At 69.9% G+C, this 14,204-nt stretch carries 12 protein-coding genes and 2 pseudogenes; 6 read left to right on the top strand and 8 right to left on the bottom strand.

The window, feature by feature from the left end; translation table 11 throughout:
* Positions 1–17 precede the first annotated feature (17 nt).
* The 4 genes and pseudogenes from AB0E07_RS10140 to AB0E07_RS10125 form a co-directional block, all read right to left on the bottom strand.
* Positions 18–923: a carbohydrate ABC transporter permease gene (locus AB0E07_RS10140; protein WP_362248160.1), complete on the bottom strand. Its 906-nt coding sequence runs from the start codon at positions 921–923 to the stop codon at positions 18–20.
* Between the two features lie 65 nt (positions 924–988).
* Positions 989–1,966 carry a sugar ABC transporter permease gene (locus tag AB0E07_RS10135; RefSeq protein ID WP_362248158.1) on the bottom strand — a complete coding sequence of 326 codons (978 nt, stop codon included), beginning with the start codon at positions 1,964–1,966 and terminating at the stop codon, positions 989–991.
* Positions 1,963–2,760: pseudogene (locus AB0E07_RS10130) on the bottom strand (ABC transporter substrate-binding protein); the annotation flags it as partial. The pseudogene AB0E07_RS10130 and the gene AB0E07_RS10135, both read right to left, overlap by 4 nt.
* Positions 2,761–2,786: 26 nt before the next feature.
* A pseudogene (locus AB0E07_RS10125) lies at positions 2,787–3,611 on the bottom strand (helix-turn-helix transcriptional regulator); the annotation flags it as partial.
* Between the two features lie 460 nt (positions 3,612–4,071).
* On the opposite strand from AB0E07_RS10125, the gene AB0E07_RS10120 reads away from it, so the two are divergent.
* Both AB0E07_RS10120 and AB0E07_RS10115 read left to right on the top strand, forming a co-directional pair.
* Complete coding sequence (locus AB0E07_RS10120) at positions 4,072–4,956, top strand: aldo/keto reductase (protein WP_362248156.1); 885 nt, start codon at positions 4,072–4,074, stop codon at positions 4,954–4,956.
* A gap of 35 nt (positions 4,957–4,991) precedes the next feature.
* Positions 4,992–5,360, top strand: a complete 369-nt coding sequence (locus AB0E07_RS10115) for a DUF2255 family protein (protein ID WP_362248154.1) — start codon at positions 4,992–4,994, stop codon at positions 5,358–5,360.
* A gap of 104 nt (positions 5,361–5,464) precedes the next feature.
* Here AB0E07_RS10115 and AB0E07_RS10110 read toward each other — a convergent pair whose 3' ends face one another.
* On the bottom strand, positions 5,465–5,626 hold the full coding sequence (locus AB0E07_RS10110) for a hydrophobic protein (protein ID WP_362248152.1): 162 nt from the start codon (positions 5,624–5,626) through the stop codon (positions 5,465–5,467).
* A gap of 202 nt (positions 5,627–5,828) precedes the next feature.
* Here AB0E07_RS10110 and AB0E07_RS10105 point away from each other — a divergent pair, with 202 nt between their 5' ends.
* The gene (locus tag AB0E07_RS10105) at positions 5,829–6,002 is read left to right on the top strand and encodes a CsbD family protein (RefSeq protein ID WP_362248150.1); all 174 of its coding nucleotides are present in this window, start codon (positions 5,829–5,831) and stop codon (positions 6,000–6,002) included.
* An 84-nt stretch (positions 6,003–6,086) separates the two neighbouring features.
* Here AB0E07_RS10105 and AB0E07_RS10100 read toward each other — a convergent pair whose 3' ends face one another.
* Both AB0E07_RS10100 and AB0E07_RS10095 read right to left on the bottom strand, forming a co-directional pair.
* Positions 6,087–6,533 carry a DUF2267 domain-containing protein gene (locus AB0E07_RS10100; RefSeq protein ID WP_362248148.1) on the bottom strand — a complete coding sequence of 149 codons (447 nt, stop codon included), beginning with the start codon at positions 6,531–6,533 and terminating at the stop codon, positions 6,087–6,089.
* Between the two features lie 196 nt (positions 6,534–6,729).
* Positions 6,730–7,161 (bottom strand): Hsp20/alpha crystallin family protein, encoded by a 432-nt coding sequence (locus AB0E07_RS10095; RefSeq protein WP_362248146.1) that lies wholly within the window; start codon positions 7,159–7,161, stop codon positions 6,730–6,732.
* Positions 7,162–7,287: 126 nt separating this feature from the next.
* On the opposite strand from AB0E07_RS10095, the gene AB0E07_RS10090 reads away from it, so the two are divergent.
* Positions 7,288–7,917, top strand: a complete 630-nt coding sequence (locus tag AB0E07_RS10090; RefSeq protein ID WP_362248144.1) for a type III effector protein — start codon at positions 7,288–7,290, stop codon at positions 7,915–7,917.
* 90 nt (positions 7,918–8,007) lie between these two features.
* On the opposite strand, the gene AB0E07_RS10085 is transcribed toward AB0E07_RS10090, so the two are convergent.
* Complete coding sequence (locus AB0E07_RS10085; protein WP_362248142.1) at positions 8,008–8,568, bottom strand: DNA starvation/stationary phase protection protein; 561 nt, start codon at positions 8,566–8,568, stop codon at positions 8,008–8,010.
* 270 nt (positions 8,569–8,838) lie between these two features.
* Between AB0E07_RS10085 and AB0E07_RS10080 the strand changes: the two genes are divergently transcribed.
* A complete protein-coding gene (locus AB0E07_RS10080) occupies positions 8,839–9,573 on the top strand; it encodes a hypothetical protein (protein WP_362248140.1) in 735 nt (244 codons plus the stop codon).
* A 275-nt stretch (positions 9,574–9,848) separates the two neighbouring features.
* Entirely contained in the window at positions 9,849–14,144 is a 4,296-nt protein-coding gene (locus AB0E07_RS10075) for a HAMP domain-containing protein (protein ID WP_362248138.1), read from the top strand.
* Positions 14,145–14,204 lie beyond the last annotated feature (60 nt).

Here is a 14,204-nt window from a genome sequence, read left to right as displayed (position 1 = left end):
TCTCCCTGCGACTGCGTTCACTTCACCGAGCCGACGGTCATTCCCTCGATGATCCGGCGGCCCAGCCACACATAGCAGGCGAGGACGGGCAGGACGACTAGCGCCACACCGGCGAACAGTCCTCCCCAGTCGGCGCCGTTGTACTGCATCTGCTGGAGGAAGCCGAGCAGCGCGAGGGAGAGGGTCTGGTGGTCGGTGGTCTGGATGAAGACCAGGGCGAAGACGGTCTCTCCCCAGTGCTGGATGACGTTGAGGATCAGCACGGTGACGAGTCCGCCGCGGGCCATCGGCAGCATGATCTGCCAGAAGGTGCGCAGCGGTGTGGCCCCGTCGAGGGCGGCGGCTTCCTCCAGTTCCACCGGGAGGGTGGCGAAGAACCCGGTCAGGAAGAACACCGCGAACGGCAGCGAGGTCGCCACGTAGACCACGACGAGTCCGAACAGGCTGTTCACAAGCTGGAGTTGGTTCATGACCACGAACAGCGGCAGCATCACCACCTGGGCGGGGATGCCGAGCCCGAGGGCGAAGAAGAGGGTGAGCCCGGAATTGAACCGGGTGGTGATACGGCTGAGGACATAGGCGGCGGGAGCGGCCAGCAGCAGGGTGGCCACGGCGGTCCCGCCCACCACGACCACCGTGTTGATCATTGCCTGGCCGAACAGCCCGTCGGTCCAGGCCCGTGCGTAGTTGCCCCAGTTCGGCGCGGTCGGCAGCCGCCAGGGCGAGCTGAAGATCTCGTCGCCGGTCTTCAGGGACGACAGCAGCAGCCACAGCCCGGTGAAGACGTTGAACGCGGCGAACAGCCAGACCAGCGGTACGCCGACGACGCGGGCGGTGGTGAGCCGGTGCAGCCGGCGGGCGAGAGGGCCGGGCGGGCGACGGGTGAGCGGGCCGGGCGGGCGGCCGGGGCTGGCGACAGCCATCGGGACTGACCTCCGTGACGGGGTGCGGAAGGTTCGCGGGGAGCGGGTGGCCGGAGCCGCGCCGCTCAGTACTGCACCGATTCGCGGCGCATGAAGCGGCGGACGAGGACGACGAGTACGCCGACCAGGGCGAGCATGACCACGGCGCTCGCCGCGGCGGAGCCGTACCTGGGTACGCCACCGGAGGCGAAGGCCTCCCCGTAGGTGTAGAGGGCGGTGTTCCACACGCCGGTGTCGGGCATCTGCCCCGCGGCGCCGGCGAAGGCGTAGATGAACTCGAAGACCTTCACGGCGGAGATGGTCCACAGCACGGCGCACACGCCGACCACGTCCCACATCAGCGGCAGGGTGACGTGCCGGAACTTCTGCAGGGCGTTCGCGCCGGCGAGTTCGCAGTCCTCGTACAGCTCGGGCGGGATCTGGTCGACGGCCGCCATCAGGATGGTGGTGTAGAAGCCGGTCGAGGTCCATACCAGGCCGATCAGGATGACCTTGAACAGGTTCTCCTGGCCGAGCCAGTTGGCCGACGGGAGTCCGGCGGCCTTCGCGAGGGCGTCGACGAGCCCGTCGTGCTGGAAGAGGAAGCCCCACAGGATCGCGATGACCACACTGGGCACGATGTTGGGGAAGAAGAGGATGGACCGGGCCGCCCTGCGTCCCTTCATCTCGCGCAGCACCATGGTCAGCGCGAAGGAGAACAGGAAGGTCAGCCCGCCCGCGCCCAGGATGATCCAGAGGGTGTTGGTGAAGGCGATTCCGAACGTCGGGTCCTGGAACAGGCGGCGGTAGTTGTCCAGGCCGGTGAAGGTCATGGGTCCCGCCCCGGCCCATTCGTTGAGGCTCAGCCAGAGGGTGAACAGCGACGGCCCGGCGAAGAAGACGACGTACACCAGGACGGCCGGCAGCAGCAGCGGCCAGAACAGCTTCCGGCGGCGGGCGGCGAGCGGGCTGGGCCGGGTGTCCCCCCGCCCGGCGGCGGATTTCCGCCGGGCGGGGGTGTCCCCGCGCGGGCCGGCGCGATGGAGGGTGTCGGTGGCCGTCATGCGGCCGTCTTCCAGTACGCCGCGGAGTCGGCCGCCAGCTCGGTGGCGAAGGACTTCGCCGTGAGGTGGCCGGTGATGAACTTGGCGTTCAGCGGCAGGAACACCTTGGTGTACCACTCCGCGGCGGTCTCCTTGACCCCGTCCAGGGTCTTGACGACGTTGCCCGTGGCGAGCGCCTTCTGCGCGTCGGCGAGTTCGGCGGGGGCGTCGATGTCGGCGCGGGGGGTGATGTTCTTGGCCTGGGTGGCGATGCCCTGGAGGTGTTCCTTGGCGAGGAAGTAGGCGATGAACTTCTGCGCGGCGGCGGCGTTCCTGGCCTTCTTCGGGATGGAGAAGCCGATCAGGGAGATGTCCTGGGAGTTGTCGCCGCCCTCGGTGAAGGCCGGGAAGGGCATCGAGCGGTAGGTGAAGCCAGGGGCGGCGAACTCGGCGGTCTCGCTGGGCGCGAAGGTGCCCAGGAGCAGGAAGTCCGACTTGCCCTTGGCCCACTTCTGCTGCACGGTGGGCCACTTGGAGCCGTCGTACCCCTTGGTGAAGTCGCCGTCGGAGACGAGCTTCTCGACCTGGCGCAGTGCGTCGACGAATTCGTCCGCCTTGAGCAGCGCGCCGCTCTTGTCCGTAGCGGCCTTGCCGAAGGCGCCGGGGCCGAGGCCGCGCAGGACGGCGTAGTACGTCCAGTAGGCGGCGTAGTCGGGGATGTCACCGTCGAGGGCGAGGGGGCCGTCGCCGCGCTCCGTCCGGCGCTGGGCGAGCAGGGTGGTGAACTCGTCCCAGGTGGCGGGCGGTTGGGCGGCGACATCGGGGAGGGCGCTGCCGTCGTAGGGGAGTCCGGCTCGGGGGTGTAGAAGTTCAGGCGCAGCCCCGGGTCGGAGGGCAGGTCCAGCGCCTCGTAGGGCAGTGCGAGGTCGCCGACCAGCGGGTGACGGAGGTTCTTCACACCGGACCGGTGGAACTTCACGTCGTGCCTCGCCCATCGTCGCGCGAACTCGTTGCTGCGGGTCGTCAGCTCTCCGACCAGATCGGTGAGCGCCTTGTCGTGCGGGGCCCGGCCGGTCTCGGTGCGCAGGAAGGCGACGGCGTCGTCGGCGCCCTTGTCCCAGTCGACCCAGAAGTCCTGGGCAGCGGGGTCCAGGAACAGGAAGCGGGCGCTGTTGACGGGTCCGCGCTGCGCGAACAGCGGGGAGTCGAAGAGCGGCGCGTACAGCGCGCGGCCGAGAGCGTTGGCGGCCAGGACGTCGAAGCGGGCGTTGCGGACGAACGCCGGGACATCGCTCATCGAGTCGAGCATGCGCAGGATCGTGGGCCGTACCCGCGAGGAGGTCACCGCCGGCCGCCGGCCGGACGGGGTGGAGGCGCGGGCGAGGTCGTACAGGTGGGTGCGTTCGGCCTCGTTGAGCTGGAGGGCGTGCGCGAGGGCTTCGAGGACGGAGTCGGAGGCACCGCTGAGGTTTCCGCGCTCCAGCCGGACGTAGTAGTCCACACTCATGCCCGCGAGCAGGGCGACCTCCTCACGCCGCAGCCCCGCGACCCGGCGGTTGCCACCGTAGACGGGCAGCCCGGCCTGCTCCGGGGTGATCCTGGCCCGTCGCGTGCTCAGGAACTCGCGCACCTCCCCCGCCAGGCTCTTCTTCTCAGCACCGGCCACGGTCGCCCTCCGGACAGGGGGGCGTGCGGGAGGGAGCGGAACGGACAGAGGCTACGGCGGGCAGCGGTGGCACGGGGGAACTCCTCGGATCGGCGTGATGCGTGTGCCGGCCTCTCCACCGTAGGACGGCCCGGAAAGGGCTGCGAGGTACTGCCAGTACCTGGAAGAGCGGTGCCTCCCGCTCGCGGGGCCGCGCGATGTTCCCTGGAACAGGAGCGAGGTGCGGGCACCTCGGAAATGGTTCAAGGTCAACACCGTGCACCAGATCGGCCGCGCGCCGGCCCTGAGCCTCTCGGCGGCCGTCGCCGGCACGGCCTCCACCGGCCGCACCGCCCCTGACATCGCGCCCGCTCCGGAGCCGCTCCGACCCCGGCTCCGCCGTCCCCCTCGCACCGACCGTCGTCGTCGTGACGACCCTCATCGCGCACGCACCGGCACACCGCACCGAAAGGCCCCTGTGATGCAGACGCTCACCCTCAACAACGGCGTCGAGATGCCCGCCCTCGGGCTCGGCGTCTTCCAGACCCCGCCCGACGAAACGATCGCTGCCGTGAAGGACGCACTGGAGCTGGGCTACCGCCACATCGACACGGCCGCCGCCTACGGCAACGAACGCGAGGTCGGCCGAGCCATCCGCGACTCCGGCGTCCCCCGCGAGGACATCTTCGTCGAGACCAAGATCTGGATCAGCGACTACGGCTACGACGAGACCCTGCACGGCTTCGACAAGAGCGCCGCAAAGCTCGGCCTCGACCGGATCGACCTGCTCATCCTGCACCAGGCCCTGCCGTCCGAGTTCGACAGGACGCTCGCCGCCTACCGCGCCCTGGAGAAGCTGCTGGCCGACGGCAAGGTCCGCGCGATCGGCGTCAGCAACTTCATGGTCGACCACCTCACCCGGCTCCTCGACGCCACGAGCGTCGTACCGGCCGTCAACCAGTTGGAGATCCACCCCTACTTCCAGCAGCGCCCCGTCCTCGACTTCGACGACACGCACGGCATCCTCAACCAGGCGTGGTCCCCCATCGGCGGCATCACCTTCTACCCGGGCTACGGCGAGCACCGCAGGAGCGTTCTGGAGGACCCGGCCGTCACCGGCATCGCCGACGCCCACGGCAAGAGCCCGGCCCAGGTGCTGCTGCGCTGGGGACTCCAGCAGGGCCGCTCGGTCATCCCCAAGTCCACCAAGCGCCACCGTATCGCCGAGAACCTCGACGTCTTCGGCTTCGACCTCACCGCCGACGAACTGACCGCCCTGGACGCCCTGGAGACCGGCCGACGCGGGGGCCCCGAACCCGAGAACGTCACCCTCGCCGACTTCGGCCGAGCCATCCCCGAAGCCTGACCCCCACCCCGTACGGCCCTCCGGAGGGAACCACCATGGACTGGAACGACTCCGACCTCCGCAGCATCGACGCGGCCGAGGAACTCGACCTGGAATCCGAACGCGCCGACGGCAGCCTGCGCACCCCGGTGACCATGTGGGTCGTACGCGCCGGCGACCGGCTCTACGTCCGCTCGGTCAAGGGCGTCGACGGCCCCTGGTACCGGGGCACCCGCACCCGCCACCAGGGCCGCGTCGAGGCGGGCGGCGTCCGGGCCGACGTGACCTTCCGCGACGCCGAGCCCGGCGAGTACGCCGACGTGGACGCCGCCTACCGGGGGAAGTACGGCCACTACACCAGCATCGTCGAACACGTCCTGACCGACCGGGCCCGCGCCTCCACGCTCCGCCTCGAACCCCGCTGAGCCCACCGTCACCGTCAAGCCGTCACCGTCAAGAGCACAAAATCGGCGGTGGCCCCCCGCGCCGGGGGGCCACCGCCGATTCCTTTCGGCGGCGCGGCGGCCGCCTACCAGCGGTACCAGCGGCCGCTGCTGCCCTTCGGGCGGGCGACGAACCCGATCAGCCACAGAACCAGCACCGCGATCGCGATCCACCAGAGGATCTTCACCGCGAAACCCGCACCGAACAGGAGCAGGGCGAGCAGAAGAACGAGAAGCAGGGGAACCATAGTTATCAACCTCCGCAGCACCGACTGCCCGACGATCATTCGATCATGCGTGCGGATTTATCTGTTTCTTATGCGCGTGGATGGGCACACGGATCCGCCCTTCACTCGGCGTACCACCGCGGCGCGGTGAACAGGTTTGGGGACGGCTTGGGCGAGTAGACGGGGGTCAAGACCAAACCGGTTACGTCACGAGGAGGTCCCGATGTCGGGCACGGAGAAGAGCAAGGCCCACGCCGAGCAGGCCAAGGGCAAGGCCAAGGAGGCCATCGGCCGCATGGTCGGCAACGAGCGCATGACCGCCGAAGGCCGCGCCGAACAGGCCAAGGGCCACGCACGCCATGCCAAGGAAGACGTCAAGGACACCTTCCGGCAGTAGAGCCGTCCCGCGGTACGCATGGCCCCGACCACTCCCCCGGTCGGGGCCATGCCGTATGCCGGACGGCTCAACTCGGAGCCGCCGTCAGCCGCTACCGAGGGTCAGCTCCGCCCGCCCGAACAGCAGGGCCCATCCGGTGGGGAGTTGGCGCAGGATGCGCGTGGTCAGGTGGGGACCGGCGTGGGCCGCGACGGCGGAGAGGACGGCGCCGGTGTCCCAGCGGGTGGTGGCCAGGGAGGCGCCGGTGCGGGCGGCGAGATCCCTGACGAACTCCCAGCCGGAAAGCGGCTGGAGGTCCGGGAACTGGGCGGTCAGCGTACGCGCGGCCTCCAAGGGCAGGCAGGCGGCCAGGTCGACACGTTCGTCCCCGGTCACCTGCCGTCCGAGCCCGGAAAGGACCAGGCGGACCGCTTCGTCGGCCCGCTCACGGGTGGGGTAGGCACCCTCGTAACGGACCTTGTCCAGCATCTGCTCGTACGCCGTCGAGTAGGACTGCGGCTGCTCGAGCGGGGCGCGTACGTCGGTGATCACTGCGGTGTTTGCCTTTCACAAAGTCATGGGGTGCCGCTGTGCGGCGTCCCCGGTCGTGTGCAGGGTCAACGGGGAGAGGCGGAAGGGGGAGCCGTGGCCGGCTCGGTAGCACATTCGGCCCAGGGCAGTCCCACGGTGCGGAGGGCGGGGAGGGGAAAGACATGCGTCCGCCCTCCGCACCGACATCGGGCCGGGGTCAGCCGGAGATCTCCTTGCGGCTGGAACCGACGCCGATCGAGATCTTGCGGGGCTTGGCGCGCTCGGCGATCGGGATGCGCAGGGTGAGTACACCTGCGTCGTAGTCGGCCTCGATGCGTTCGGTGTCGAGGCTGTCGGCGAGCACGATCTGGCGGGAGAAGACGCCCAGCGGCCGCTCGGACAGTTCCACCTTCACGTCGTCGGCCTTCGCCACCGGCCGGCGCTCGGCCTTGACGGTCAGCATGTTCCGCTCGACGTCGATGTCGATCGCGTCCGCGGTGACGCCCGGGATGTCGAAGGCCACGACGAAGGCGTCGCCCTCGCGGTAGGCGTCCATCGGCATGACCGACGGCTTCGACCAGGTGCCCGGTCCCATCAGCTGCTGCGCCACACGGTCCAGCTCACGGAAGGGGTCAGTGCGCATCAACATCGTGAAACACCTCCAGCAGATTCGCGTAGTTGCTGCCAATGCGCTGCACTGACACTGTTGTAGCATGTCATCCAATGGATGACAAACATTGAAGTCACCCTCAAGATGACAGCGAGAGGAGGGCCCGTGACCTCGGCCGATCAATCGCCCCCGTCCCACACCCACGCACACAGCCCGGCGTCCTTTCTCGCCGCCGCGGCGGCCCTGGAGGACATCAGCAAGGCCGTCCACGACGCCCAGGACGAGAGCACCGACCCCGAGGGGACCGTCGGGGCCGAGCAGGCGCTGGCTTCGCTCATGCTGTTGCGGCAGGTGCGCGAGCAGCTCGCCGGGTGGGAGACCGGTCTGATCGAGACCGCCCGCCAGGCCGGCGCCAGCTGGGCCGACCTCGCTCCCCCGCTCGGCGTCGCCAGCCGCCAGGCCGCCGAACGCCGCTACCTGCGCGGCCGCCCCGGCCCCGCCGGGACCACCGGCGAGCAACGCGTAACGGCCGCACGCGAGCGACGCGCCGCCGACCGCGTCGCGGCCGACCGGGCCCGTCACAACGCCGCCGACCTGAGGGGGCTCGCCGGGCAGATCACGGCTCTGGACGATCTCCCGGCGTCCGCCCGCTCCGCCGTCGGCGATCTCCACGCGGCCCTGGCCCAGGACGACCCCGCCGCCCTCCTGGCCCCCCTGGCCGCCACCCGGTCCCACCTGGCTGCCGCTCACCCGGATCTAGCCACCCGGGTAGACGCCCTCACCGGCCCGGCATGAGGCCACGCACAGCTGTGTCCCGCAGGCGCGGGGCCTGCGGGACACAGCACGTCCGTCCTGGCACGTGAACGCCGGATGCGCGTCCGGTGGTCAGCGGCCGGTGGCCTGTGCGGCGGCGTCGCGCTCGGTGTCGGCGCCGGCGGTGGAGAGCGCACCGCCTGAGCTTTCCAGGTGGGCGCGGACGAACCACTGGAACTGCTCCAGGTCACGCAGCTGCTCGATCAGGAGGTCCTCGGTGGAGGGGTCGAGCTTGCCGACCTTCTCGACGGCCTGGCGGAGGCTGGTGAGGATGCCGGTGTACACGAGGTCGAGGGCGCCGAGGTGCCCGATCGCGTCCGCGCGACCGACGCTGTAGTCCTCCCAGTCCCGTTCGGCGACCAGCGCGCCGGGGGTGCCCTTCGCGACGCCGCCGAGCGCCGCGATGCGTTCCGCTACGTCGTCCGCCATGTCCCGGACCCGGTCGACCTGCGGATCCAGCATCTCGTGGACGGCGATGAAGTGCGGGCCGACCACGTTCCAGTGGATGTGCTTGAGGGTCAGATGCAGATCGTTGAGGGCATGCAGCCGGCCCTGGAGTTCACCGATGACACTCTCGGCGTCGGACAGGGAAAGGCCGGGGACGGTGTAGCGCGGAGCGGTGTTCTTGGTCATTTCGAAATGGCCTTCTGTGCGATGTACGGGCTTGGCTCGGGTACCCCATTCGTCGCTCTTCATCACTGCGGGCCGACACGACCGCTTTTCGACCGCCGTCCGCGTGGCGTCGCGCGCCGCCGGCGTGCGCCCCAGGCGGCTTGCTCCGGAATGCGAGGTTCCGGGCTTTCGGCGCGAAGTGCGGGGTACGCGCGTGATCACGGCGCGGCCGGCGGCAGTGGAACGGCGCGCCCGGCAGATGAGCCCACGGGACGGACGAGGGAGCACGGAATGCGTTTGAACAGGCGGGTCGCAGCGATGACAGTGGTCGGCGTGTGTGCCTTCGGTCTGGTCGGCTGCGGCTCGGGCGACAGCGCCGAGGACGCGTTCGAGGGCGAGAGCGCGGACGCGATCGCCGCGAAGGCGATCGAGGCGACCCGAGACGCCGATTCCATGCGCATGCGGGGCCAGGTCGAGGAGTCCGGCCAGAGTCTCACCATCGACATGGCGATGGACGACCGGAGCAATTGTCAGGGGACCATCACCCAGGAGGGCGCGAAGGCCGAGGTCCGGCGCACGGGCGAGACGCTCTACCTCAGGGGCGACGAGAAGTACTGGCAGGCGAGCCTCAAGGGCCGGCCGGGATCCGACGAGGCCGTGGACAAGGCGGCGGGCAAGTGGGTCAAGGTGCCCGGCCAGGGCGATGAGATGGCCGGCATGTGCGACAAGCAGAAGCTGGTCGCCGCCCTGGACGAGGACAAGTCCGAGCGCCAGGGCCTGATGAAGGACGGCACCGCCGCGGTCGACGGGACGCAGGCCGTCAAGCTCACCAAGGAGTCGGGCGACGAGACCCACACCCTGTTCGTCGCCGCCGAAGGCGAGCCGTACGTCCTCAAGGCCGTCGTGGAAGGCGGCACAGCCCCGCAGACCACCACCTTCAGCGACTACGGCGACGAGGTCCGGCCCGAACAGCCCGCGGACGGGGACACCGTGGACATCGAGGAGATCGTGGGAGCCTCGTCGTAGGAGGCACCCACCGCCGCCACGGTCCCCCGTCCACCACGGTCCCCCGCCCCGCCCCGGTCTCCCGCCCCGGGCCCCGAGAACTGTCTATCCGCTGGGCCGTGCACTGACCCGCCGAGAAGCGTGACACGATGGCCGCCTCGTATTTTGCCGCACGACAACTATTTCTCGACCGACCGGTCGTGCGGCGGAGTACGGGGACGGGCCCTCCGCCGGAGGGCCGCAGGGCTCGACCCGTCGTCGACGGGACTGGCCTGGTCAGGCTAATGAGGGTGGTCATGGCTGAGACGACGGCGGGCACGACACGGCCGGTGCAGCGGACGGGGTCGCAGAAGAAGGGCGCCGTAGGAGAGCCCGAGCTGCGGCAGTTGCTGGCGGGGCTCACGGCCGTCCGGGACGGGGACTTCGGCACGCGGCTGCCGGACGACGCCGATGGACTGCTCGGCGAGATCGCCGGTGTCTTCAACGGCATGGTCGACCAACTCTCCCTGTTCACCTCCGAGGTGACCCGGGTCGCCCGCGAGGTGGGTACCGAGGGAACGCTCGGCGGACAGGCCGAGGTCCCCGGAGTCTCCGGCACGTGGGCGGACCTCACCGACTCGGTGAACGCCATGGCGGGCAACCTCACCACGCAGGTCCGGGACATCGCCCAGGTCGCGACTGCGGTGGCGCGCGGTGACCTTTCGCAGAAGATCGACGTGGACGCGCGCGGAGAGATCCTGGAGCTGAAGGAGACCATCAACACGATGGTCGACCAGCTCTCCGCGTTCGCCGACGAAGTCACGCGCGTCGCCCGGGAGGTGGGCACCGAGGGGATCCTGGGCGGGCAGGCGGACGTCAAGGGCGTCTCCGGCACCTGGCGGGACCTGACCGACTCCGTCAACTTCATGGCGGGCAACCTGACCGCGCAGGTGCGCTCGATCGCCCAGGTCGCCACGGCCGTGGCGCAGGGCGACCTGTCGCAGAAGATCGACGTGGACGCGCGCGGAGAGATCCTGGAACTCAAGGAGACCATCAACACGATGGTCGACCAACTGTCCTCCTTCGCCGACGAAGTCACGCGCGTGGCCCGGGAGGTGGGCACCGAGGGGCGTCTGGGCGGGCAGGCGGACGTCAAGGGCGTCTCCGGCACGTGGAAGGACCTCACCGAGTCCGTCAATGTCATGGGTGACAACCTCACCGCGCAGGTGCGCTCCATCGCCCAGGTCACCACCGCTGTCGCGCAGGGTGACCTCACGCAGAAGATCCGCGTGGACGCGCGCGGGGAGATCCTGGAACTGAAGGAGACCATCAACACGATGGTCGACCAGCTGTCCTCCTTCGCCGACGAAGTCACGCGGGTGGCGCGCGAGGTGGGCACGGAGGGCAATCTCGGCGGACAGGCGACGGTGAGGGGGGCCTCGGGCACCTGGAAGGACCTCACCGACAACGTCAACGTCATGGCGTCGAACCTGACGGGGCAGGTGCGTTCGATCGCGCAGGTCGCCACGGCCGTGGCGCGCGGTGACCTGTCGCGGAAGATCACGGTGGAGGCGAAGGGCGAGGTCGCCGCGCTCGCCGAGGTCATCAACACCATGGTGGACACGCTGTCCGCGTTCGCCGACGAGGTCACCCGGGTCGCCCGTGAGGTGGGCACCGAGGGCCGGCTCGGCGGTCAGGCCCGGGTGCCGAACGTCGCCGGTACGTGGAAGGACCTCACCGACCACGTCAACTCCATGGCGACGAACCTGACCAACCAGGTCCGCAACATCGCCCAGGTCACCACCGCCGTCGCCAACGGTGACCTGTCGAAGAAGATCGACGTGGACGCGCGGGGCGAGATCCTGGAGCTGAAGACGACCATCAACACGATGGTCGACCAGCTGTCGTCGTTCGCCGCCGAGGTGACCCGGGTCGCGCGCGAGGTCGGCAGCGAGGGCCGGCTCGGCGGTCAGGCGGAGGTGGAAGGCGTCTCCGGAACCTGGAAGCGGCTCACGGAGAACGTGAACGAGCTGGCCGGGAACCTCACCCGGCAGGTCCGGGCCATCGCGGAGGTCACCAGCGCCGTCGCCGAGGGCGACCTCACCCGCTCCATCACCGTCGACGCCTCGGGAGAGGTATCCGAGCTCAAGGACAACATCAACGCGATGGTGGAGTCCCTGCGCGCGACCACCCGCGCCAACCAGGAGCAGGACTGGCTCAAGACCAACCTGGCCCGGATCTCCGGGCTGATGCAGGGCCACCGCGACCTCGCGGTCGTGGCCGAACTGGTCATGGACGAACTCACCCCGCTCGTCTCCGCCCAGTACGGCGCGTTCTACCTCGCCGAGGACGCCCCGGGCGGCACCGAACTCGAACTCGTCGGCTCCTACGGGCGGCCCGCCGGTACCCCGGCGCAGGACCGCTTCAAGCTGGGCGAGTCCCTCGTCGGTCAGGCGGCCCGCAGCCGCCGTACGATCGCCGCGGACAACGTGCCCGGGGACTACGTCATCTCCTCCGGGCTCGGCCGTACGACGCCGGGCAGTCTCATCGTGCTCCCCGTCGTCGTCGACGAACAGGTCCTCGGAGTCATCGAACTGGCCTCCTTCACGCCGTTCACCCCGGTCCACCGGGACTTCCTGGACCAGCTCATGGAGATGATCGGCGTCAACGTCAACACCATCGTCGCCAACGCCCGCACCGACGAACTCCTCGACGAGTCCCAGCGCCTGGCGACCGAACTGCAGTCCCGCTCCGAGGAGCTCCAGGTCCAGCAGGACGAACTCCAGCGCTCCAACGCCGAACTCGAGGAGAAGGCCGCCCTGCTGGCGGACCGCAACAGCGCCATCGAGGGCAAGAACCTGGAGATCGAGCAGGCGCGGCAGGAACTGGAGGACCGCGCACAGCAGTTGGCCCTCGCCTCCCGCTACAAGTCGGAGTTCCTGGCCAACATGAGCCACGAGCTGCGCACCCCGCTCAACAGCCTCCTGATCCTCGCCCAGTTGCTGGCACAGAACCCGACCCGCAACCTCACCACGAAGCAGGTCGAGTACGCCGGTATCATCCACTCCGCCGGATCCGACCTGCTCCAGCTCATCAACGACATCCTCGACCTGTCCAAGGTCGAGGCGGGCAAGATGGACCTCAACCCCGAGCGGATCGCGGTGCGTCCGCTGCTCGACTACGTCGAGGCCACGTTCCGGCCCGTCACCACGCAGAAGAGCCTCGACTTCACCATCACCACCGCGCCCGGTGTCCCGGCCGAGGTGGTGACGGACGACTCGCGGCTGCGGCAGGTGCTGCGCAACCTGATCTCCAACGCCGTGAAGTTCACCGAACGCGGCAGTGTCGAACTGCGCATCGAACCCGCCTCGGACGCCGAACTGCCCGACTCCGTCCACCGCGGCGGCGCGGTCGTGGCCTTCCGCGTCAAGGACACCGGCATCGGCATCGCCGAGCAGCAACTGGAGGTCATCTTCGGCGCCTTCCAGCAGGCGGACGGCACGACCAGCCGCAAGTACGGCGGCACCGGCCTCGGGCTGTCCATCAGCCGCGAGATCGCCCATCTGCTCGGCGGCGCGGTGACCGCCGAGAGCACCCTGGGCCAGGGCAGCACCTTCACCCTCTACCTCCCCGCCGCACGCGCCGACTTCACGGGGCAGGCCGACGACCCGGACCGTACGGCAGCGCCGGCCGAGACCGCCGAGCAGCCGGCCGACAGCGAACGGCCCGGCGCGGCCTTCGGGGCCGCCCGGGCCCGGCAGACCCGGCGGCTGCTGGTGATCGAGGAGCGCCCCCGCGGTCTGCTGTCCCTCGTGGCGGAGAGCGCGGTCGGTGAACTCGCCGGCGGCGACCTCCCCGACCGCGACAGCTTCGAGGTCGTCGCCGCTGTCGGTCCGCAGGAGGCGGCCGCGGCTCTCGCCGCCGACCCCTTCCACTGCGTGGTCCTCGAACTCGACATGGCCGACGGGCGGGCCCTGCGCTTCCTCGACGCCATGGACGGTGACCCCGCGCTGCGGACCGTGCCCGTCCTGGCCCACAACAACCGCCGCCTCGACTCGGCGGACGAACGCACTTTGCAGTCCCGCGTCCAGGAGCGGCCGCTGGAGCTGCTGTCCAGCCTGGACGAGCTGCGTGAACGCATCGCCCTGTACCTCTCGGCCGAGCAGCCCGGCGACGTCGTGCCCCTGGTCCGGGCCGAAGTGAGCCAGCAGCAGGTGCCGAGCACGGCCGGCGGACTCCAGGGCCGCACGGTCCTCGTCGTCGACGACGACGCACGCAACCTGTACGCGCTCAGCGGCATCCTCGAACTGCAGGGCATCCACGTCCTGCACGCCGAGAACGGCCGGCAGGGCATCGAGAAGCTGGCCGGGCACCCCGAGATCGACCTGATCCTGATGGACGTGATGATGCCGGAGATGGACGGCTACGAGGCCACGTCCAGGATCCGCCAGATGCCGCAGCACACCGCGCTGCCGATCATCACCGTCACGGCGAAGGCGATGCCCGGCGACCGGGAGAAGAGCCTCGCCGCGGGAGCCAGCGACTACGTCACCAAGCCCGTCAACGCCGACGACCTCGTGGCCTGCCTGCGCAGGTGGCTCAGTGCGCCGTGACGCCCACCGCACGGTGCCCGCACACCCCCACCCGAGCACACACCACCGTGCTCACCGCCC

Source organism: Streptomyces sp. NPDC048002 (assembly GCF_040653275.1).
Taxonomy (GTDB): Bacteria; Actinomycetota; Actinomycetes; order Streptomycetales; family Streptomycetaceae; genus Streptomyces.
This window is presented reverse-complemented; position numbering and strand designations above follow the sequence as displayed.